Annotated in this window: 20 protein-coding genes and 1 pseudogene; all 21 read right to left on the reverse strand. The window is 65.6% G+C overall.

What is annotated here, in order from left to right; genetic code table 11:
- Nucleotides 1-29 precede the first annotated feature (29 nt).
- The 21 genes and pseudogenes from M1B35_RS21095 to M1B35_RS21195 all read right to left on the reverse strand — a co-directional run bounded on the left by M1B35_RS21095 (nt 30) and on the right by M1B35_RS21195 (nt 18,669).
- Complete coding sequence (locus M1B35_RS21095) at nt 30-476, reverse strand: hypothetical protein (RefSeq protein ID WP_123329374.1); 447 nt, start codon at nt 474-476, stop codon at nt 30-32.
- 28 nt (nt 477-504) lie between these two features.
- The gene (locus tag M1B35_RS21100) at nt 505-1,731 is read right to left on the reverse strand and encodes a beta-ketoacyl-ACP synthase (protein WP_123329376.1); all 1,227 of its coding nucleotides are present in this window, start codon (nt 1,729-1,731) and stop codon (nt 505-507) included.
- Nucleotides 1,731-2,459, reverse strand: coding sequence for a 3-oxoacyl-ACP reductase FabG (fabG, locus tag M1B35_RS21105; RefSeq protein ID WP_123329378.1), 729 nt, complete (start codon nt 2,457-2,459; stop codon nt 1,731-1,733). The genes M1B35_RS21100 and fabG overlap by 1 nt, the downstream gene beginning before the upstream one ends.
- Nucleotides 2,456-2,929, reverse strand: coding sequence for a hotdog family protein (locus M1B35_RS21110; protein ID WP_268262953.1), 474 nt, complete (start codon nt 2,927-2,929; stop codon nt 2,456-2,458). The genes fabG and M1B35_RS21110 overlap by 4 nt, the downstream gene beginning before the upstream one ends.
- Nucleotides 2,926-4,122: a beta-ketoacyl-[acyl-carrier-protein] synthase family protein gene (locus M1B35_RS21115; protein WP_123329382.1), complete on the reverse strand. Its 1,197-nt coding sequence runs from the start codon at nt 4,120-4,122 to the stop codon at nt 2,926-2,928. Before M1B35_RS21115 ends, M1B35_RS21110 begins: the two co-directional genes overlap by 4 nt.
- A complete protein-coding gene (locus M1B35_RS21120; RefSeq protein ID WP_123329384.1) occupies nt 4,119-4,604 on the reverse strand; it encodes a hypothetical protein in 486 nt (161 codons plus the stop codon). The genes M1B35_RS21115 and M1B35_RS21120 overlap by 4 nt, the downstream gene beginning before the upstream one ends.
- The gene (locus tag M1B35_RS21125; RefSeq protein WP_268262954.1) at nt 4,601-5,359 is read right to left on the reverse strand and encodes a class I SAM-dependent methyltransferase; all 759 of its coding nucleotides are present in this window, start codon (nt 5,357-5,359) and stop codon (nt 4,601-4,603) included. The genes M1B35_RS21120 and M1B35_RS21125 overlap by 4 nt, the downstream gene beginning before the upstream one ends.
- Nucleotides 5,356-6,603: an NAD(P)/FAD-dependent oxidoreductase gene (locus tag M1B35_RS21130; protein WP_268262955.1), complete on the reverse strand. Its 1,248-nt coding sequence runs from the start codon at nt 6,601-6,603 to the stop codon at nt 5,356-5,358. Before M1B35_RS21130 ends, M1B35_RS21125 begins: the two co-directional genes overlap by 4 nt.
- Complete coding sequence (locus M1B35_RS21135) at nt 6,590-7,756, reverse strand: cation:proton antiporter (protein ID WP_268262956.1); 1,167 nt, start codon at nt 7,754-7,756, stop codon at nt 6,590-6,592. The genes M1B35_RS21130 and M1B35_RS21135 overlap by 14 nt, the downstream gene beginning before the upstream one ends.
- Nucleotides 7,750-10,089, reverse strand: a complete 2,340-nt coding sequence (locus M1B35_RS21140) for an MMPL family transporter (protein ID WP_268262957.1) — start codon at nt 10,087-10,089, stop codon at nt 7,750-7,752. The genes M1B35_RS21135 and M1B35_RS21140 overlap by 7 nt, the downstream gene beginning before the upstream one ends.
- Nucleotides 10,073-10,759 (reverse strand): outer membrane lipoprotein carrier protein LolA, encoded by a 687-nt coding sequence (locus M1B35_RS21145; RefSeq protein WP_268262958.1) that lies wholly within the window; start codon nt 10,757-10,759, stop codon nt 10,073-10,075. The genes M1B35_RS21140 and M1B35_RS21145 overlap by 17 nt, the downstream gene beginning before the upstream one ends.
- Complete coding sequence (locus M1B35_RS21150; protein WP_268262959.1) at nt 10,756-11,181, reverse strand: acyl-CoA thioesterase; 426 nt, start codon at nt 11,179-11,181, stop codon at nt 10,756-10,758. The genes M1B35_RS21145 and M1B35_RS21150 overlap by 4 nt, the downstream gene beginning before the upstream one ends.
- A complete protein-coding gene (locus tag M1B35_RS21155) occupies nt 11,174-12,718 on the reverse strand; it encodes an HAL/PAL/TAL family ammonia-lyase (protein WP_268262960.1) in 1,545 nt (514 codons plus the stop codon). The genes M1B35_RS21150 and M1B35_RS21155 overlap by 8 nt, the downstream gene beginning before the upstream one ends.
- The gene (locus M1B35_RS21160; protein ID WP_268262961.1) at nt 12,699-13,643 is read right to left on the reverse strand and encodes an LpxL/LpxP family acyltransferase; all 945 of its coding nucleotides are present in this window, start codon (nt 13,641-13,643) and stop codon (nt 12,699-12,701) included. Before M1B35_RS21160 ends, M1B35_RS21155 begins: the two co-directional genes overlap by 20 nt.
- Nucleotides 13,640-14,374, reverse strand: coding sequence for a glycosyltransferase family 2 protein (locus M1B35_RS21165; protein WP_268262962.1), 735 nt, complete (start codon nt 14,372-14,374; stop codon nt 13,640-13,642). The genes M1B35_RS21160 and M1B35_RS21165 overlap by 4 nt, the downstream gene beginning before the upstream one ends.
- 56 nt (nt 14,375-14,430) lie before the next feature.
- Nucleotides 14,431-16,110, reverse strand: coding sequence for an acyl-CoA synthetase family protein (locus tag M1B35_RS21170; protein WP_268262963.1), 1,680 nt, complete (start codon nt 16,108-16,110; stop codon nt 14,431-14,433).
- Complete coding sequence (locus M1B35_RS21175) at nt 16,107-16,652, reverse strand: COG4648 family protein (RefSeq protein ID WP_268262964.1); 546 nt, start codon at nt 16,650-16,652, stop codon at nt 16,107-16,109. Before M1B35_RS21175 ends, M1B35_RS21170 begins: the two co-directional genes overlap by 4 nt.
- Nucleotides 16,649-16,902: pseudogene (locus tag M1B35_RS21180) on the reverse strand (acyl carrier protein). The gene M1B35_RS21175 and the pseudogene M1B35_RS21180 overlap by 4 nt, the downstream one beginning before the upstream one ends.
- A 9-nt stretch (nt 16,903-16,911) precedes the next feature.
- The gene (locus M1B35_RS21185; protein ID WP_268262965.1) at nt 16,912-17,184 is read right to left on the reverse strand and encodes a phosphopantetheine-binding protein; all 273 of its coding nucleotides are present in this window, start codon (nt 17,182-17,184) and stop codon (nt 16,912-16,914) included.
- Nucleotides 17,153-17,974, reverse strand: coding sequence for a lysophospholipid acyltransferase family protein (locus M1B35_RS21190; RefSeq protein WP_123329411.1), 822 nt, complete (start codon nt 17,972-17,974; stop codon nt 17,153-17,155). Before M1B35_RS21190 ends, M1B35_RS21185 begins: the two co-directional genes overlap by 32 nt.
- Nucleotides 17,950-18,669, reverse strand: coding sequence for a beta-ketoacyl synthase chain length factor (locus M1B35_RS21195; protein WP_123329413.1), 720 nt, complete (start codon nt 18,667-18,669; stop codon nt 17,950-17,952). Before M1B35_RS21195 ends, M1B35_RS21190 begins: the two co-directional genes overlap by 25 nt.
- Nucleotides 18,670-18,881: the final 212 nt, after the last annotated feature.

Genomic DNA, 18,881 nt, shown 5'->3' on the forward strand with positions numbered 1-18,881 from the left:
CGTGACCAGCCCGGGGCAACGGCGAGCGATCAGTTGGGCGCGGGGCTGGCTTGGGCCGCATCGGACAGCTGCTGGGCGGTCCGCTCGTTCTGCTTGTCACGCAGATCCCGCAGGATGCCCTTGTCCAGCAGGCGCACCCAGCGAATGTAGTTTTTGTGGATCTTGCCGTCCTTGTAGTCCATCCCGCGGCTGTCGCGGTAGACGATCTTGTAGTCCGTGGCGCTGTAGTCGATGTCGATCTCGACGTGGAATGTCTCGCGCACGGTGATCTCGGCCTGGATCAGGTTCGGGCTGATGCGCTGCACCGTCCACTTGCGCGCCACCAGGTTTTTCAGGATCGACTGTTTCACCTGTTCCTGGTCGGCGTGAATGCTCGCCGGGATGACCCGGTTCGGGGTGTACAGCGGTTTGCTGGTGCAGGCCACAGTGCTCAACAGGGCCAGGACCATCAGGGTTGCGCGCAGCAGGGAAGACATTCCATTTTCTCCAGTGGGTTCGTGCGTATCAGGACCAGCGGCGGAAGATCAGCGAGGTGTTGACACCGCCAAAGGCAAAGTTGTTGTTCATCACGTACTCGTTGCTCATCCGCCGAAACTCGTTGCGCAGGTAGTCCAGTTCGCCGCAGCGCGGGTCGACCTGATCGAGGTTGAACGTGTGCACGTACAGGTCACGGTTGAGCATCTCGATGCTGAACCAGGACTCCAGGGCCCCGCAGGCACCCAGGGTGTGGCCAAGGAAACTCTTCTGCGAACTGATGGGCATCTGGCTGCCGAACAGGCTGCTGGTGGCCAGGGTTTCGGCGATGTCGCCCTGTTCGGTGGCGGTGCCGTGGCCGTTCACGTAGCCGATGGCCGAGGGCGCGAGGCCGGCGTCTTCGAGGGCCAGCTCCATCGCTCGGCGCATGGTTTTCTGTTCCGGGCGCGTGGTGTGCTGGCCGTCGGCGTTGCTGCCGAAACCGACCAGCTCCGCGTGGATATGTGCACCCCGGGCCAGGGCGTGTTCCAGCTCTTCCAGCACCAGCATGCCGCCGCCTTCACCGATCACCAGGCCATCGCGGCCGCTGTCGTAGGGGCGCGGGCTGGTCTGTGGCGCATCGTTTTTCAGGCTGGTGGCGTACAGCGCGTCGAACACCATGGCTTCGGTGGGGCACAGCTCTTCGGCGCCCCCGGCGAGCATCAACGGCAGGCGGCCGAACTTGATCGCCTCATACGCATAACCAATGCCCTGGCTCCCGCTGGTGCAGGCGCTGGACGTGGGGATCAGGCGCCCGGTCAGGCCAAAGAAGATGCTGATATTCGCCGCCGTGGTGTGGGGCATCATGCGCACGTAGGAGTTGGCGTTGAGCCCCTCGGCCACCGAGTTCAGCAGCATATTGCCGAATGCCTTGATCTCGTCGGTGCTGCCGGTGGATGAACCACAGGCAACGCCCATGCGCCCGTCCTTGATCGATTCGTCACCCAGCAGGCCCGCGTCCTGCAATGCCTGCTCCGCCGCCCACACGGCCAGGCGCGACACGCGGCCCATGCTGCGCAGTTGCTTGCGCGTCCAGTGGCCCGGCACGACGAAGTCGTCGATAGGCCCGGCCAGGCGCGTGTTCAATTCAGTGAAGCGGTCCCACTCGTCCATGCGCCGAATGCCGCTGCGGTTGGCGCGAAAGTTCGCCGAGATGGCGTCCCAATCGCCGCCCAGGGACGTCATGCCGGCCATGCCGGTGACTACGACACGCTTCATCAGCACAGGCCTCCGTTCACTGCCAGCACCTGGCGGGTGATGTAGGCGGCTTCGGCGGACATCAGGAAGTTCACCGCGCCGGCGACTTCTTCCGGGGTGCCCATGCGCTGCGCCGGGATCATTTTCATCAGTTCTTCCACCGGTACGTTCTCGTCGAGCATCGCTGTGTCGATCAACCCTGGAGCCACGCAGTTGACGGTGATCTTGCGCTTGCCCAGCTCGATGGCCAGGGCCTTGGCGGCGCCGATCAGGCCGGCCTTGGACGCGCTGTAGTTGACCTGGCCACGGTTGCCGATCAGCCCCGAGACCGAGGTGATGCAGATGATTCGCCCGGCCGCGCGACGGCGAATCATGGGCATCATCACCGGGTGCAGCACGTTGTAGAAACCGTCGAGGTTGGTGCGCAGCACTTCATCCCAATCGTTTTCGCTCAGCGCGGGAAAGGCGCCATCGCGGGTCAGGCCGGCATTGAGTACCACGCCGTAGTAGGCGCCGTGGGTTTCCACATCGGCTTCGAGAATGGCCTTGCAGGCAGCCCGTTCAGCCACGTCGAATTGCAGGATGCGCGCCGTGCGGCCCAAGGCCTCGACTTCGACCTTGACTGCTTCGGCGTCGCTGCGGCCACTGCGGCAATGCAGCACCAGGTCATAGCCGGCCTGGGCCAGGCGCAGGGCGATGGCGCGACCGATGCCGCGGCTGGAGCCGGTGACCAGTACGGATTCAGTCATGACGGGGTTCCTGTAGAAGAAGCGGGTGATTGCTCAAGGTATTGGGCCGCCTGGGGCGGACGGAAGACGTTCAAGCGGGCCGACACCTGAATGCCGGGGCCGGTGATGTGGCATTCGAAGACGCCCATGCCGTTTTCGTCTTCCAGGGAGCGCTGGGCGTGGATCAGCAATTCGCTGCCCGCCGGGAAATGCTCCACATTGCAGTCGAACTTGCGTGTGCCCAGGAGGAAGCCCAGGGCCACGGGTTCGCCCAACTGGCGGGCCCGGCAACCGGCGTAGGCGGCCACGCTCTGGGCCATCAACTCGACGCCGACCCAGGCCGGCAGGCTGCCGTCGGCGCGGTTGAACAGGCCGCCGGGGCGTACCTGCAGACGGGTGTGGATCTGCTCTTCGTCAAACGACAAGACCTGGTCGATCAGGATCATGTCGCCGGCGTGGGGCAGCAGTTCGGCGAGAGGCCAGTCAATCATGGCGCGTCTCCGATAATCAGGCTGACGTTGTTGCCGCCGAAGGCAAACGAGTTGCTCATCAGGCGGCGCGGTGTGCCGGGGGCCAGCTGGTCGGCCGGGGTTACCCAGCGCAAGGCTGGCAACTGGGTATCTGCTTGCCCATCCCAGACGTGGGGCGGCAGGCGCCGCCCGGGGTTTTCGTGGCCCAGGCTCAGCCAGCAGAAGGCTGCTTCCAGGGCCCCAGCAGCGCCCAGGGTATGGCCGCTCATGGGCTTGGTCGACGAACAGGCCACGCCGTCCGGGAACAGCTCAGCCACCGCCAGGCTCTCCATGGCGTCGTTGTGCTGCGTGGCGGTGCCGTGCAGGTTCAGGTAGTCGATCTGCGCCGGTTGCAGGCCAGCGTTGGCCAGGGCTTTGCGCATCGCTTGCAGGGCGCCGCGGCCACTGGGTTCCGGGGCAGAAATATGGTGGGCGTCGGAGCTTGCGCCGCCGCCAAGCAGGGCGATGGCCGGTTGCTCGTGGCACTCGCGGGTCATCAGGAACAGCACCGCTGCCTCGCCAATGTTGATGCCATTGCGGTTGGCCGAGAACGGGTTGCAGCGTTGTTCGGACACCGCTTCCAGGGCCGAGAAACCATTGAGGGTCAGCTTGCACAGGCTGTCCACGCCGCCGCACAGCACCGCGTCACACAGGCCCAGGTCCAGCAGGCGCCGGGCGCTCAACAGGGCGCGGGCGCTGGAGGTGCAGGCGGTGGAAATTACATAGGCCGGGCCGCTCAGTTGCAGCCAGTCGGCGAGGAAGTTCGCCGGCGCGCTCAGCTCCTGCTGCTGGTAGTCGTAGCCCGCCGGGAAGTGCTGGTCACGCAGGTAGTGGGCGATGCCTCGGCTGGCTTCATCGATCCCCGACGTGCTGGTGCCCAGGACGATGCCGACGCGCCCACGGCCATGGCGCTGGATCGCTTGCTCGATGTCGCCGCGAATCTGCAGCGCGGCCTCCAGCAACAGCTGGTTGTTGCGGCTGTTCTGCGGTGAAAGGTGGGACGGCAGGCTGGCCAGGGGGCCGCGCACGGCGGCCACCGGCAGTCGCCGTTCGGGCACCCAGCCGGCTTCTTCGCGCAGGCCGGAGCAGTCGCCGGCAAACAGGCTACGGGCTACTTCCTGCGGGTTTCGACCCAGGGCACAGATCACCCCGAGGGCATTCAGGTAAGCCGTCATGGGGTGCTTCCAGCGCTGAGCGCGGTGATGTGGTAACGCAAGCCTTGGGGCAGGTTCAACTGGAAATCCAAAGGTTGTTGATAGTGGACCCGCCAGCGTTGGCCGAGGTCACGCTGGCTGCCTTGCTGGTGCGCCTGGGGGTAGTTGCCGGGCACCTGAGCCTCAGGCGTGAGGGCAAACAACAGGGCGGCGAACAGCTCGCGGGCTTCCGGGTTGGGCGGCAGCAAGCCATCGGCCTGCCACTGTCCGTCGAGCAGTTTCTGGCGCGCCAGGGGGATGCCCAGCGGGTCCATCAGCGACCAACGCAGGCCCGGGCCCTCGGCTTGGACCACCAGCAGCCAGTCTTGACGCTGTTCGGCCTGCTGGCGCTGGATAAGCAACTGCAGGGGCAAGGCCAGGGACGGGGTGCTGGCGGGCAGCGGTGCCTGACTGACGCAAGCGCTCAGCAGCAGGACACAAGCGGCCAGCAAGACGCGAATCATGGCGCGGTACCTTCCTCGGAAATACTCGGCAGGGGTTTGCGTGCGACCACGTTGACCAGGGTCTCTTCACGCTGGCCCACGGGCGGCGGTTGGCGCAGGCGCAGACGCTCCAGCAGGCCGAAATCCTTGGCGCGGCTCCACCACAAGTACGGATAAGACACGTTCTGCGGGCCGAATTCAAAACCTTGTTGGCGAATCATGTCCAGGTACTGGGCGGCGCTTTTCTGCACGTGCATCGGGTGGCGGAACAGCCAGCGAATCACCCAGGTGTCGATGTAGGCTTCGGTGGATTCGGCGAACAGCAGATAGCCCCCGGGCTTGAGCACGCGGTAGAACTCGGCCAGGGCTTTTTCCTGCTCCACCAGGTGGTGGAACGTCTGGTGGCAGAACAGCAGGTCGACGCTGGCGTCCGCCACTTGCAGGGTTGCGCAGTCGCTGCCGATCAGTTCCACCGGCAGGTTGTGCCGGGCGGCTTCCTCGCCGCTGAGAGTCAGGCTGTGAGGGTCGGCATCCAGGCCGATCAGGCGCTGCGGGGCGAACACCTGTCGCAGGTACTGGAACGACTTGCCCTGGCCGCAACCGGCGTCCAGCAGCACCGGGTTCTCGGGCAGCGGTGTGTCGAATAGCGAGCGCAGGTCATTGATTGCCACCCGCAACACGTGATGCTGCCAGGTGTGGCTGCGCAGGAACCAGAAGCCGAAGCGGGTTTCCTCGACGTAACTGCTGCTCAGGTAAGGCGATGAGGAACTGTTCATACCGGCTCCCGTGCGCAGATTTCCGAGAGCATGCGCAGACGGCGGCGAGCTTCGCTGACGAACGGGTTGCGCTCGTCCCAGGCGTAGCCGGCTAGGATCGAACTGATCATGCGGCGGATTTCCGGCGAACTGCCCGGGTGAAAGATCACATCCTGGAAGGTGCCGGCGTACCAGCCTTCGACGTAGCAGCGGAAGGTGTCGACGCCGCGTTTCAGGGGCACGGCGAACTCGCTGTTCCAGTCCACGGTTTCACCCTGCAACTGCCGATGCAGGACCCCGGCGGCCATGCTGGCCGAGCGCATGGCGATGGTCACCCCGGAGGAGAACACCGGGTCGAGGAACTCCGCCGCGTTGCCCAGCAAGGCAAAGCCTGGGCCGTGCAAAGTGCTGACGTTGGCCGAGTAGCCGCCGATGGTCCGCGCCGGGGTATCCCAGACGGCGTTCTCCAGGACTTTGGCCAGGCTCGGGGTTTCGGCGATAAAACCCTGCAGCAGGGCATCCAGGTCGGCGCCACGACCGTCGAAGTGCTCCTTGGCCGCGACCACGCCCACCGAGCAGCGGCCGTTGCTGAAAGGGATGGTCCAGAACCAGACATCACGATGGATCGGGTGGGTGGTGATGAGGATTTTTTCGCGCTCGAAGCGCGGGTGGTCGATGTGATCCTCGACGTGGGTGAACACCGCCTGGCGCACCGGGAAGTTGGAAGGCGCTTCCAGCTCCAGCAAGCGTGGCAGGACCCGGCCATAACCGCTGGCGTCGAGGACGAAGTCCGCGCTCACGCGGTACTCGCTGCCGTCTTCGCGACGGGCCAGCAACTGCGGTTGCGGGCCGCTGAAATCGACGCTGACGATCTCCTCGCCGTAGCGTACTTCAACCCCTTGCAGTGCTGCTTGCTCGGCCAGCAACTGGTCGAAGTCGGCGCGCTGCACCTGGAAGGTGGTGGGTTTGCCGTGGCTGAAGGTGTCGCCGAAATCGAAGGCGCTGTACTGCTCGCCCCAGGCAAAGGCGGCGCCATTCTTGACTTGAAAACCGGCGGCATTCACTGCGTCGAGCATGCCCGCTTCTTCGACGAAATCCAGGCAGTGGGACAGCAGGCTTTCACCGATGGAGAAGCGTGGGAAATGCTGGCGCTCGATGATCAGCACATCGTGGCCTTTGCGCTTGAGCAGCGCGGCTGCGATAGCGCCTGAAGGGCCGGCGCCGATCACCACGACTTGGCGACGTTGCATTTCAACTGTTGGCACTGGGGCTCCTTGCCGGGTCGGCGATGTTCAGGTTCAAAGGGGGGCGATGCAGGCCGGCCAGGGCCGGCATCAGGGTGGCGATCAGGCCCATGAGCATCAGCGCGAAGTACAGCGCCGGGCTGATCAGCTGTTGTTGCAGCAGCAGGTTGAGAAACACGATCTCGCTCAACCCGCGGATATTCAGCAGCAGGCTTTCGCGCCAGCGGCTGGCGCCGGCGAACGAGGCGCCGGCCCAACCCAGGCCCAGCCAGTTGCCCAGCAGTTTGCTGGCGATGGGCAACAGCAGCAGCGCCGCCCATTGCACCGCACCCAGGCTGCTGACGGCGCTGTGCACATCGATCTGCACGATACCGAACGTGAGGATCAGCGGGATCGCGACAAAGGTCTGCAAGGCGTTCATCCAGGCTGCCTTTAACGGCAGCACCAGGGGCCGCTTGAGGGCGGCCATGCACAGCAGGTAGCCGATGCCGAAAATCAGCGCATTGAGCTTGTAGTGCTCGGCCACCACCAGCAGGCCGAAGAACCCCAGGCTGTGTAGCAGCGGCTGGCGCAAGCCCAGGCAACGCAGCAGCAGTGGCAGGCAGGCACCGGCCAGGGGCAGCAGCAGGCTGCTCAGGTGCAGGCTGCCCTGGGCCAGGGCGAACAGGCTCCAGCAGGTCAGGTCGATGAGGATCGCGGTCTGCACCAGGCGCCGGGTGGCGGCGGGCGGGTACTGGATGTGGCGCAGGTACAGGTAGAGCACCGGGATCGCGGTGATGGCGAACAACAGGCCCACCGCCAGGGAGCTGATCCAGGGCTGGGGTGGCAGCAGCCAGAACGCCGCCGCCAGGCCACAGGCGAAGGGAATGCAAAAGCTTGGCAGGGCAATTTTCAGGCTCTGGCGATCCAGGCGCAGGTCGATCACGTCACTGAGGATGTGCCCCAGCAACAGGGCGAAGCTCAGGCTGTAGAGATTTTTCAGCCAGGTCGGCGACACCAGCAGGGCGCCGCTCAGCTGCCAATGGGGCTCGACCCACAGCAGCATCAGCAGCGGCAGGCCAAAGGTCGCCAGGAGCAACTGGCTGACGATGGGGATCAGCCCGAAGCGGCGCCCAAGCAGAGTGGCCAGGGCGAACAGGGCCAGGGCCATAAGCCAGAACAGCAGGGTCAGCATGGGTTGCTCTCCACGGCGGCGGCATGTTTCTGCTGCCCGGCCCAAGGCGCGAGGATAAAGCTGAAGGCCAGCCCCAGGCTCACCGACAGGCCGAAGTTGCTCACCGCCGGGGTGCTGGAGATTGCCAGCAAGCCGAAGGACAGCCACGTGGTCAGCGCCGCCAGCAAGGTGCCCAGCAGGCTCACCGCGGCACCGCCGATCTGCTCGCGCATGAGGATCGCGTAATCGACGCTGATGGCCGTCACCAGCAACAGGCCGAACAGGCTGAAGAGGGTCAGGGGTTGGCCCAGCCAGCCCAGGCTGGCCAGGCTGCACAGGGCCGCCAGCAGTGGCAGGGCAACGATGCGCAGGGCACCGCCGAGGCCGAAGGGCAGGATCAACAGCAGCACGATCAAGACGCAAGACGCCAGCTTGAGTTCGGCGGCGCTGATCTGCGTGGCGGCAAACACCCGGTTCAGCTCACCCAGGCGATCCACCAGTTGCACCCCGGGCAGGTCCGCTGCCTGGACCCGCAGCAGGGCGGCGTCATTCAAGCCCTGCAGGCTGACCATGGCGGCCACGCCCTCGGCACTGGACCCCAGCCACAAGGGGCGATACGGCTCGGCCAACGGGCCGCTGAGGGCCGCGTCAATGTCCTGGGTCGGCAGGTTTTGCAACTGCGTCAGCTCGCTTCGCAGGGCCGTAGGCGGCACGCCCAAGTCCAGCAGTGGTTGCCAGAAGCGCGGCAGTTGCCCAAGGGCATCGCGCACTTGCTGTTGCTCGCTCGGCAGGCTGAGCAACTGGTTCAGGGCCAGGTAGCCCTGGAGCTTGCCCAGGTTGACCAGGGCTTGCAGGCGTTCGCTCAGGGCGGCTTGGCGCTCCAGCAGTTGCTGTTGGTCGGCGGCGCGCACGAGGAAGAACTGACTGGTGGGCTGGTAGCCGGTGATCCGTGCAATGGCCTGGGCCTCGCTCTGCAATTGCGGCGGCGCACCGACCCATTGGCGGATGTCGTTCTTGGTGCTGAGCTGCCACAAGCCGCCGGCACAAAAGGCCAGCAGCAGGACCAGCAGCACCGGGCTTGGCAGGCGCTTGAGCAACGTCTCGCGCAGCGTGAGCAAAGCCGCCGCCAGGCGCAGCGGCCATTGGGCCGGGCGCAGGTCGGCACCCTTGAGCAGCGCCGGCAGCAGGCACACCGCCGACAGGTAGGCGCCCAGCAGCCCGGCCGCGGAGAACACGGCGATCTGGGTCAGCGCCGGGAAGGGTGTCCAGGCCAGGGCCAGGTAGCCGATGCAACTGGTGGCCAGGCTCAGGCTCAGCCCGGGCAGGGTCAGGCGCAGGGCCGGCCAGCTGTGCCAGGGTTTCAGGCTCCAGCTTTTCGACAAGTAATGCAGGGGGTAATCCACGGCGACGCCGATCAGGCTCGACCCCAGCACCAGGGTCATTACGTGCATGTGGCCGAACAGGGCGACACAGGCCACGGCACCGAACAGCATGCCCACCAGCACCGGAACGAACGCCAGCAAGACTCGCCAGCGTCGGAACGCCAGCAACAGCAGCAACAGAATGCCCACGGTGGCGCCGCCGCCGACCCAGGTGATTTCCCGGGTGGCTTGTTGCTGGCCATTGGCGGCATACAGCAGGCCGCTGGCGGCGAGCAGTTGCACATCGGCTTGGGCGGCCTGGGCACGGCTCTGTTGCAGTAGCTCGGCGACCTTCAATGGCAGGTGCATGTCGAAGGCGTCGCCGGTGGTGCGAGCCCGCAGCAGCACCCAGCTTTTGCCGTCGGCATCGGCCACCAGCGCGCCGCTGCCGATGTCCAGTTGCACCGCGCCGCGTTGTGGCTGGCTGTTCTGGATGCGTCCGGTCAAGCCCAGCCAATCGTCCTGGCTGGGCACCAGGCTGAAGCCGCTGAACGGGTCGAACAGGGCCTGTACCCGCTGCTGGATAAACGCCGCGGGCTGTTCTGTCAGTTGCTGGCGATCAGCGGGCGAGAGCATCGCCAGGCGGCCCTGGAGCAACTGCTGACGCAAGGCCGGAAGGTCGGCCTGGAGGTTCCACTGGACCTTCTCGAACAGGCCGCTGGCGACAAAGTTCGCGCTCAATTGCTGGGCCATTGCAATCGCTTGCTGGCGCTCGGCGTGGCCCACCAGCACCAGCATTTCGCGGTTCAGCGGTTCCTGCATGCGCTGTTCGGCCTTGAGCTCCAGAGCGTCGGGCGCGGTGCCGGGCACCAATTCCATGAGGTTGGCCGACAACGGGGCGCCGTGGCGCCATTGCCAGCCGGCCAGGGCCAGCACGGCCACCAGCAGGATCAGGAACAGCCGTGGCAGCCAGCGTTCATTGAGCAAAGTCATGTTGCTCCGCCGGGCTCAAAGGTTGCGCGCTGCTGCTGTCGTGCAGGGTCAGCAAGGTGCTGTCGCCCTGGGTTTCCAGCAGTTCGATGCGTTGCACCAGCTCGCCGCCGTCGATGCGGATCTCGGTGAAGATCTGTTTGAGCAGTAACGAGCGGGGCGTCAGGGTCAGTTGCCAGTCGTTGGCCTGGCCTTTCAGGGCCAGTTCGAAGTCGCGCTGCAGGCCGCTGCTGTCGCCTTGCAGCACGGCGAGGAACAGGCGGTTCTGTTCGGCGCCGGCGCTTTTGTTCGGCAGCAGTTGCCAGCCGCTGGGATCGCGGCGGGCGATGCCTTGGCCGTTGATGCGGTAGTCCTGCTGCAACGGGGTTTTCAGCAGCCAGAGCAGGCCGTGGTTTTTCGCCAGGACAAAGGTGCCCTTGCTGGTTAGCGGTTGCGGCAGGGCGCGCAGGTGTTTTTCCTGGATGAAGTGGCCGTGGATGACGTCAGGCTTGGCCAACTGGTCGCTGAGCTGCTGCAAGTCGAACGCCTGGGCCAGGTTCGGTAGCGCCCACAGCGCGAACACGGCAGGTGCGAGGGTGCTCGCGAAAAACCGGAGGACGCGGCGGCGTATCAGGCGGGCCGGGTTAACGTTGACACTCTTTGCCGGCCAGCCGGTTCCTACCGTGTCGGTCATGGCAGGGCCCTTTCGACAGCGTCGGTGAAGATTTTGGGTGACGCCAGCTGCATCTCGCGGCTGGCCATGTCCACCGCCACCTGCACCGAGCTGGCGCGGGTCAGGCGTTCGCCGCTGGCCAGGTCGGTGATCAGGTAGTTGATCTTCAGCCGGTTTTCCCACTCCACCAGGCTGGCGCGCACGTTCAGCGTCTGGCCGAACACCGCGCCGCGCACGTAGCGCAGTTGCAGGTCGATCACCGGCCAGGCGTAGCCCGACTCGACCATGGCCGTGTAGTTGTGGCCGATCTTGTCGAGCAGGGCGCAGCGCGCCACTTCCAGGTATTTGACGTAGTGCCCGTGCCAGACGACGTGCATGGTGTCGACGTCGAAAAACGGCACCAGGATCTCGGTGTCGGCGTGCAGAAAGCCTTTGCTACGCATGCAGCCTCCAGTGTTGCTCGGCGATGCGTTGCAGGCACAGGCGCAGTTCGCTTTCCAGGGCGCGGTCTTCGATGACCGGCGGGAAGTCCTTGGCCAGCTCGACATGCATGGCGGCCAGGGCCGGTGGCAAGGGTCGGGCATCCTCGGCCTGGGCTCGCAGCCACACACCTTGATGGGCGGCCAGCAGGGTGGCGGCGGCGACCTGTTCGGTCAGCTCCAGCACGCGGATCGCATCGCGGGCGGCGATGGTGCCCATGCTCACCTTGTCCTGGTTGTGGCACTCGGTGGAGCGCGAGAACACGCTAGCCGGCATGGTGTTTTTCAGGGCCTCGGCGGTCCAGGCGCTGGTGCCGATCTGCACCGCCTTGAAGCCGTGGTTGAGCATGGCGCGTTCAGCGCTGGCGCCCGACAGGTTGCTCGGCAGGCCGTGGTTGTAACGCACGTCCACCAGCAGGGCCAATTGCCGGTCCAGCAGGTCGGCGACGTTGGCCACCAGGGTCTTCAGGCTGTCCATGGCGAACGCGATATGCCCGCCGTAGAAGTGCCCGCCGTGCAGCACGCGCTCGGCTTCGGCGTCGATGATCGGGTTGTCGTTGGCGCTGTTGAGTTCGGTCTCGATAAACGAGCGCAGCCAGTTCAGGCTGTCCGCCAGCACCCCCAGCACATGGGGCGCGCAGCGCAGGGAATAGCGGTCCTGCAGGCGGTGCAGGGGCGCGGTCGGTGCGTCGATCGCCAGGTCCTGGCGCAGCCAGGCGGCCACTTGCATCTGCCCCGGGTGCGGCTTGGCGGCGAACAGGCGCTCGTCGAAGTGCTCGGGGTTGCCTTGCAGGGCTACCACGTTCAGCGCGGTGATGCGGGTGGCCAGTTGCAGCAGGTAATCGGCGCGGGCAAAGGCCAGGCACGCCAGGCCAGTCATCACTGCCGTGCCGTTCATCAGCGCCAGGGCTTCTTTCGGGCGCAATACCAGCGGCTCCCAGCCCAGCTCACGGTGCACGTCGGCCGCCTGGCGGCGCTCACCGCGGAACATCACTTCACGCTCGCCGGACAAGGTTGCGGCCACGTAGGACAGCGGCGTCAGGTCACCGCTGGCGCCGACCGAGCCCTCTTCCGGGATCAGCGGCAGGATGTCGTGGTGGAGGAAGGCCTGCAGGCGCTCCAACAGCTCCACACGGACCCCGGACACACCGTGGCACAAGGACTGCAAACGGGCCGCCAGCACAGCACGGGTGGCTTGGGCGTCCAGCAGCTTGCCCAGGCCGCAACCGTGGAAGGTGTACAGATGACGAGGCAGCGCCTCGACGTGCTGCAGGGGCACTGCCACCACGCAGGAGTCGCCGTAACCGGTGGTCACGCCGTAGATCACCCCTTCCTTGTCCAGCAGGGAGTCGAGGAACTGCGCGCCCTTGGCGATGCGCTGGCGGAACTGGGGGTCGTCCTGCAGTTGTGTCGGGGCCTGGCGGTTGGCCAGGGCACGGACGTCTTCAATGCGCAGCGGGCGTTCGCCGAAGGTTACCGGCTCAAACGGATGGGTCGTCATCGGTCTTCCAGAATGGGTAAAAGTTGAACCATTGTTGCGGTGCTTCCAGGCAGTACTGGGCCAGGCGTTCGGCGTAGCGCGCAGTCCACTGGGCAATCACCTGTTCGCGGTCACTGCGCTTCCAGACCACGGCCTGGGTAAAGGGTTCGAGGATCACCCGGTAGCGCCCGTTGTTTTTCAGGCACAGCAGCAGGTTGACCGGGCACTTCAAGAGCCCGGCGAGCAACCAGGGACCCTGGGGAAAGGCCGCCGGATGGCCAAGGAAGTCCACCCGTACGTTACGCCCGCCATGCAGCGGCACGCGGTCGCCGGCGATCGCCAGCCACTCGCCACGGTCCAGGCGCTGGCTCAGCTGCAGCATGATTGCCGGGTCCAGCTCGCTGACCTGGATCAGCCGCAAGTTGGTGGCTCCAGCCTCGCCCAGCAGGCGGTTGAAGCGTTCGGCGTGCTTGGTGTGCACCAGCACGTTCATGGTCACTTGTTCGCCCAGCTCGGCGAGGGCGCGGCAGACCTCCAGGTTGCCCAGGTGCGCACCCACCAGCATTTGCCCGCGCTCGCCGCGCAACTGGTTGCGCAACAGGGCCGGGTCGACGATTTCAATCTGCTCCAGGCGCAGCTTGCCGTTCCATACGTCGAGCTTGTCCAGCAGGGCGTCGGCAAACGCCATGAACTGGCCAAACACTCGCCAGTGAGTGGGGCGCAACTCGGCGCGGCCGCTCCAGCTCGCCAGCCGTTCCTGATACTGCCAGGCGCTGCGCCGGGCACTGCGGCCGAACAGGAAAAAGTACAGCACGATGCCGTGCAGCACCGGGCTCAGCACGCGGCGGCCCAGCACCCGGACGCCGAAGGCGGTGAGCTTCATCAGCCAGAAGCTGCCGCGCTCCTCATGCTTGGCCCAGTGCTGTGGTGCCTGTTCCTGGCTCATGCCTGCCACCGCCGCCAGAGAATCTTCGGCGCCCGCAGCAACATGCCGAAGAACAGCTTGGCGTGCATCTTGGAGATCAGCGCGTTGTCGTGGAACAGGCGGAAGTGCGACAGGCCGTCTTGGGGGTAATGCACGTGGGTCGGTAGCCAGCGCATCGGCTGGTTGCGCCAGGACAGGCGCACGAGAATTTCCGGGTCGAAGTCCATGCGCTTGCCTAGCTTGACCGAGTCGATCAGGGCCAGGGTCGGCGGCAGCGGATAGACCCGGAAGCCGCACATGGAATCCGGGATCTGCAGCGACAGGCTGTTGATCCAGACCCACACGTGGGTCAGGTAGCGAGCGTACAAGCGGCCTTTGGGCACGCTCCGGTCGTACTGTGGATAACCGCAGATCAGCGCTTCGGGGTGCGCCCTGGAACTGGCCACGAAGTTATCCACATCGCGCAGGTCGTGCTGGCCGTCGGCGTCCACTTGCAGAGCATGGCTGAAGCCCAGTCGCGAGGCGTGGCGCAGGCCGGCCATGACCGCGCCGCCCTTGCCCTGGTTGACGCCCAGCTTGACCAGAAACACTTGGTCGCGCTGCGCCAGCTGTTCCAGCACCCGAGCGCAGGCCGGGCTGCTGGCATCGTCCACCAGCACGCAGGGCAGTTGGCTGGCCAACAGCGCCTCGACCACCGCCGGTACGGCGCCTTCATGGTTGTAGACCGGGATCACCGCGCAGGGCTTATGCATGGGCAAGGCTCCTGGGGCGGGCTGGCGGGTGAGCCGGTGGCGCCGGGTGAGAAAAGTTATCCACAAGCCGTCTCCAGCACGATGCGGCCACTGGAGCAGGCGGCGCTTTGGTTGCGATAGGCAAAGTACAACTTGCCGCGTTCCTGATCGAAGCGCAGGTGCAATTGAACCTGGTCGCCCGGGCGCAGCAATTGTTGGAATTTCAGCACTTCCATGCCGGCGAACCGGCCGGGCAACTGCAGCAGTTGCTGGCCCAGGGCCAGGGCCCAATCCACTTGCACCACTCCCGGCAGCACTGGTGCCTCTGGGAAGTGCCCGCTGAAGTAGGCCAGGTCCGGGGGGATGGCCAGTTGCAGGAGCCACTCGCCGTCAGTCTGTTCCTGGGTCAGGACTTCCGGGGTTTGCGGGCGTGGTGCCAGCAGCAGGGCGTCGACCTCGGCCTGGGGCAGTTTGCCCTGGGCGTTCAGCGGCAGTTGCCGTACCAGGCGCCAGCGCCGTGGCAGGGCCAGGGCTTCGCAGTGCTGGGCCAGGTGCTGGCGCAAGGTTTGGGTCAGGCGTCGACGGCCTTGCTGGCACAGGGCGCCGAGGCCTTGTTCACTGAGCACCAGCAGGGCGCCAAGTGACGCGCGATTCTCGGTGATCACCCCCAGGCGCGCTTCGGCGACCCATTCGTGGCTGACCAGGGCCTGTTCCAGCATGGGCAGGGAGATGCGTTTCTCTTCCAGTTTGACGATGCGGTCCAGGCGCCCGAGCAGTTCGAAGCGTCCGTCGGCCTGGATTCGCGCGGCGTCGGCGCTGTGTTCGACATGCCCCGGCGGCAGGTACGGCGAGGCGATCAGCAGGGCACCGTCGCCGTCCAGGCTCAGGCGCACGTCAGCGAACGGCTGCCAGAGGGTGTCGCCCTGGCGCCAGGCGATACCGCCGGTTTCCGAGCTGCCGAGGATCTCGGTGGGCCATTGTTGCAGGCGCTGGTGCAGGCTCTGTGCGGCCTCGGCGGGCAACGCGCCGCCCGAGGAGAACACCCGGCGCACCGGGCTCAGGGCCGGCCAGTCGAGGTTGTCGCCCATGCGCTTGAGCAGCGCGGGGCTGGCGACCCAGGCAAAGGCCGGGTGCTCGCGACTGGCCCGTTGCAGGTCCTCCGGGAAGGGCAGTTGCCGGCGCACAAATGGGCGCCCGGCGCACAGCGGCCACAGCACCCGGAACAGCAAACCGTAAATGTGCTGGGCCGCCACGCTGCCGATGATGCAGGCCGGGCCCAGGTCCGCACCCCAGAGCTGCTCCAGGGCCTGGACCTCGTTGGCCAGTTGGCGCAGGGTTTTTTCGATGCGCTTGGGCTCGCCACTGGAGCCGGAAGTGCACAGGCTTAGCAGGCACAGGTCTGGGTCGAGCGCGGCGGCGTCCAGGGGCGGTTGTTGAAAGTCGTCCGGGTGGGCATCGCCCGGCTGATCGCTGAGCCACAGGTCCACCGCGCTCGACCAGCGCTGGCGGGTCTGGGCTTGCAGGTCGGCGGGCAGCAGCACACTGACCCCGGCGCGCCAGGCGCCGAGCAGGGCAATGGCCAGTTCGGCGGCGTCTTCCAGGTGCAGGGCGAGGCGTTTGACGCCTTGGGCCTGCAGGCCGGCGGCCAGGCTCAGGGCCCGGGTTTGAAAGGTTTGCAGGTCAAGTGCCGGTTGTACGGCCACCGGGCGCTGCGTTTGGGTCTTGAGCAGCAGGTGCTCAAGTTTGATCCAGTTCATGGGCGGCCTCGTACCCTTTGTCGTAAGAGCCATTCAATGGCAAACAGCAAGCCCATCAAGCCGTAGGCAATCAGGCCGTTGTACAACATCCACCAACTCAGCGGCGCCCACAGGGTCAGGGCCGCGGCGAGCACACCGTTACAGAGGAAAAACACACTCCAGGCGATCGTCACCTGGCGGGTATAGCGAATGGCCTTGTCCGGCAGGTCCGGCTCGCTCAGCCGGGCCAGGCGTTCGGCCACCGGCGGGCCGTATTTCAGGCTCAGGCTGAACAGCGTCAGCATGAAGGCGCTGATCAGCACCGGGTACCAGCGCAGCAACAGCGGGTTGTCGAGCCAGGCCAGCAACAGGCAAAAGGCGATCGCCACGGCGGCCATCCACAGGTCGCCGGGGCGGCGTTCGCCGGTCAGCGCCCGAGCCAGCCACAGGCCGCCCAGGAACAGGCCGAACTGCCAGGGAGCGAAGTGCTCCATGCCGAAATACACCGCAAAGGGGTACAGCAAGCCTGCCAGCAGCAGGCCAAGGCCAATCAGCCGGCTCATGCGGCCGGTTGGACCAGACGGTAGACCGCCTCGACCACGTCATTCACGTGCGCACCGATTTGAATTCTTCGGCGGCGATTTTCTTGCCGGTCTGACGCTTGATGTGGTCGATCAGGTCGACGGCGTCGATGCTGTCGATTTCCAGGTCCTGGTACAGGTTGGAGTCGAGGCTGATGCGCGCAGGTTCCAGCTCGAAGAGTTCGACCAAGGCATCGCGCAGGGTGTTGAAGATATCGTCACGAGTTTGCATGGTCCGGTCTCAAGCTGCCTGTTTTGCAGTGACGAATGCCGCAAGGCTCGCCACGTTACTGAAGTGGTTACGGGTGTCTTTGGCGTCGGCATCGATCTTGATGCCGTATTTTTTCTGAATCGCCAGGCCCAGTTCCAGGGCGTCCACCGAATCCAGGCCCAGGCCATCGCCGAACAGGGTCTGGTCGGTGCCGATGTCCTGGGCGCCGATGTCTTCGAGGCCCAGGGCGTCGATGATCAACAGCTTGATTTCAAGAATTAAGTCCGGGTGCAGATCGCTCATCTTCGGCGAGCTCCTTAATAAAGTAGTGATGCAAATGATCGTTGAGCTTGCGCGAGGCCTGAGGCGCAGGGCCTTGGGCAGCAAAGGTCTGTGGGTCTATATCGGCCCCCACGCGAAAACTGAAGTGCACGCGCGAGCGCGGGATGCGATACCAGGGCTCGGCCTTGGTCAGGGTGGTGGGGCTGACCTTGATCACCACCGGGGTGATGATTCTCGCACCGCGCAAGGCAATCGCCGCGCCGCCCCGATGAAAGGCCGGCGCCTGGCCCGGCTGGGTGCGGGTGCCCTCGGGAAAGATCACCAGGGACTGGCCGTCCTTCAATGCCTGGCTGGCGGCATCGAGCATGTCCATGCTGCCGTCGTTGCTGACGTAACCGGCTTCGCGCACCGGCCCGCGGGTAAAGGGGTTCTGCCACAGGCTCTGCTTGACCACGCAGTTGGCATTGCGCACCAGGCCGATAAGAAACACCACGTCGATCAGCGACGGGTGATTGGCGATGATCATTTGCCCGGGGCGGCCGAGTTTTTCCGCGCCTTGCACGTCGTAGGTGAGAACGCCGGTGCGGGCCATGAAACGGATGAACAGCCAGAACAGCTGGCTGATGGTTTTGCGCGCGCGGCGGCGATGGGCCTCGACATTGCCCGGCAGGCAGCCGAGCAGCGGAAAGATCACCAGGCGCAGGCACAGGCCGCCCAGGCCGAACAGGGCAAAGCTCGCCGCGGTGGCGAGCAGGCGCCAATAGTAGGCGTCGCGATTTTTGGCCCTTACGACGGGCGTTGCCAAGTCCATACACGGTTCTTCCAGGCATGTTGGCAGGAGGTCTGCTGGGTCAGCAGGGTACGCAACAGATTCAGGGCATGGGGCCACTCGGCCTTGGGGGCCTGGCCTTCGGCGCCGCTCAGGGACAGCTGCCAATCGTTGCCAGGAGTCAGTAGCAGGCCGAGCGCATAGGGAAAGGGCACATCGTCGATCCAGCGGGCGTAGGCCTGGGGCGGCTGTTCTTCGGTGATCACCAGCAGCACCGCCGGGGCGCCGTCGCCGAGCAGGGTGGCAGCTTCCAGCAGGCCATGTTCGAGGCCGTCGCCCGCCGCCGCCAGGGCGCTCATCTCGCTGGTTTCACCGCGCATGATCGACCACAGGCCGATCACCGCGTTGTGCACCGAGAGGCTGAATTGGGTGGGCGAGAGCGGCTGCTCGGCGGCCAGGTCGCAGAGGATTTCAAAGGTCCTGGGGGTTTCGCCGTGGCGCGAGACAAACACCAGCGGCAGCTGTTCCCGGCCCTCGGCCAAGGGCCAGCCGACGCTGAAGGCCATGCGCGCCAGGCGGCTGAGGCGGCGGCGCTGCATGGCCGGCAGGAAGGACACGTCGGGGGCGGCATCGCTGCGCTCAAGCACGGTCGGTTGCCGGCTCCAGGCTTGCCAATCGTCCACGCTTTCGAGCCCAGGGGCCCATGCGCGCCATTGAGCGATGTTGAAGTTGATCACGTGATTTCATCCCGCCCCTGCGGGCTTCCTTGACGCGGTTTGGCGCTCCGATTGGCGCCCGACCCTATATAGGCGCTGGGCCTGAGTGGCGCGCATTATCCGGGTGCGGCTGACTTGTAGCAAATACTGGTTACATTTCAATCAATAAAAACGACGAATCCGATGAAGGGTGGAGAGGCACTTTGCCTCGCGCTGGATTTTGCAGCGTGTTC

Origin of the sequence: Pseudomonas morbosilactucae (genome assembly GCF_023241665.1) — a bacterium.
GTDB classification, from domain to species: domain Bacteria; phylum Pseudomonadota; class Gammaproteobacteria; order Pseudomonadales; family Pseudomonadaceae; genus Aquipseudomonas; species Aquipseudomonas morbosilactucae.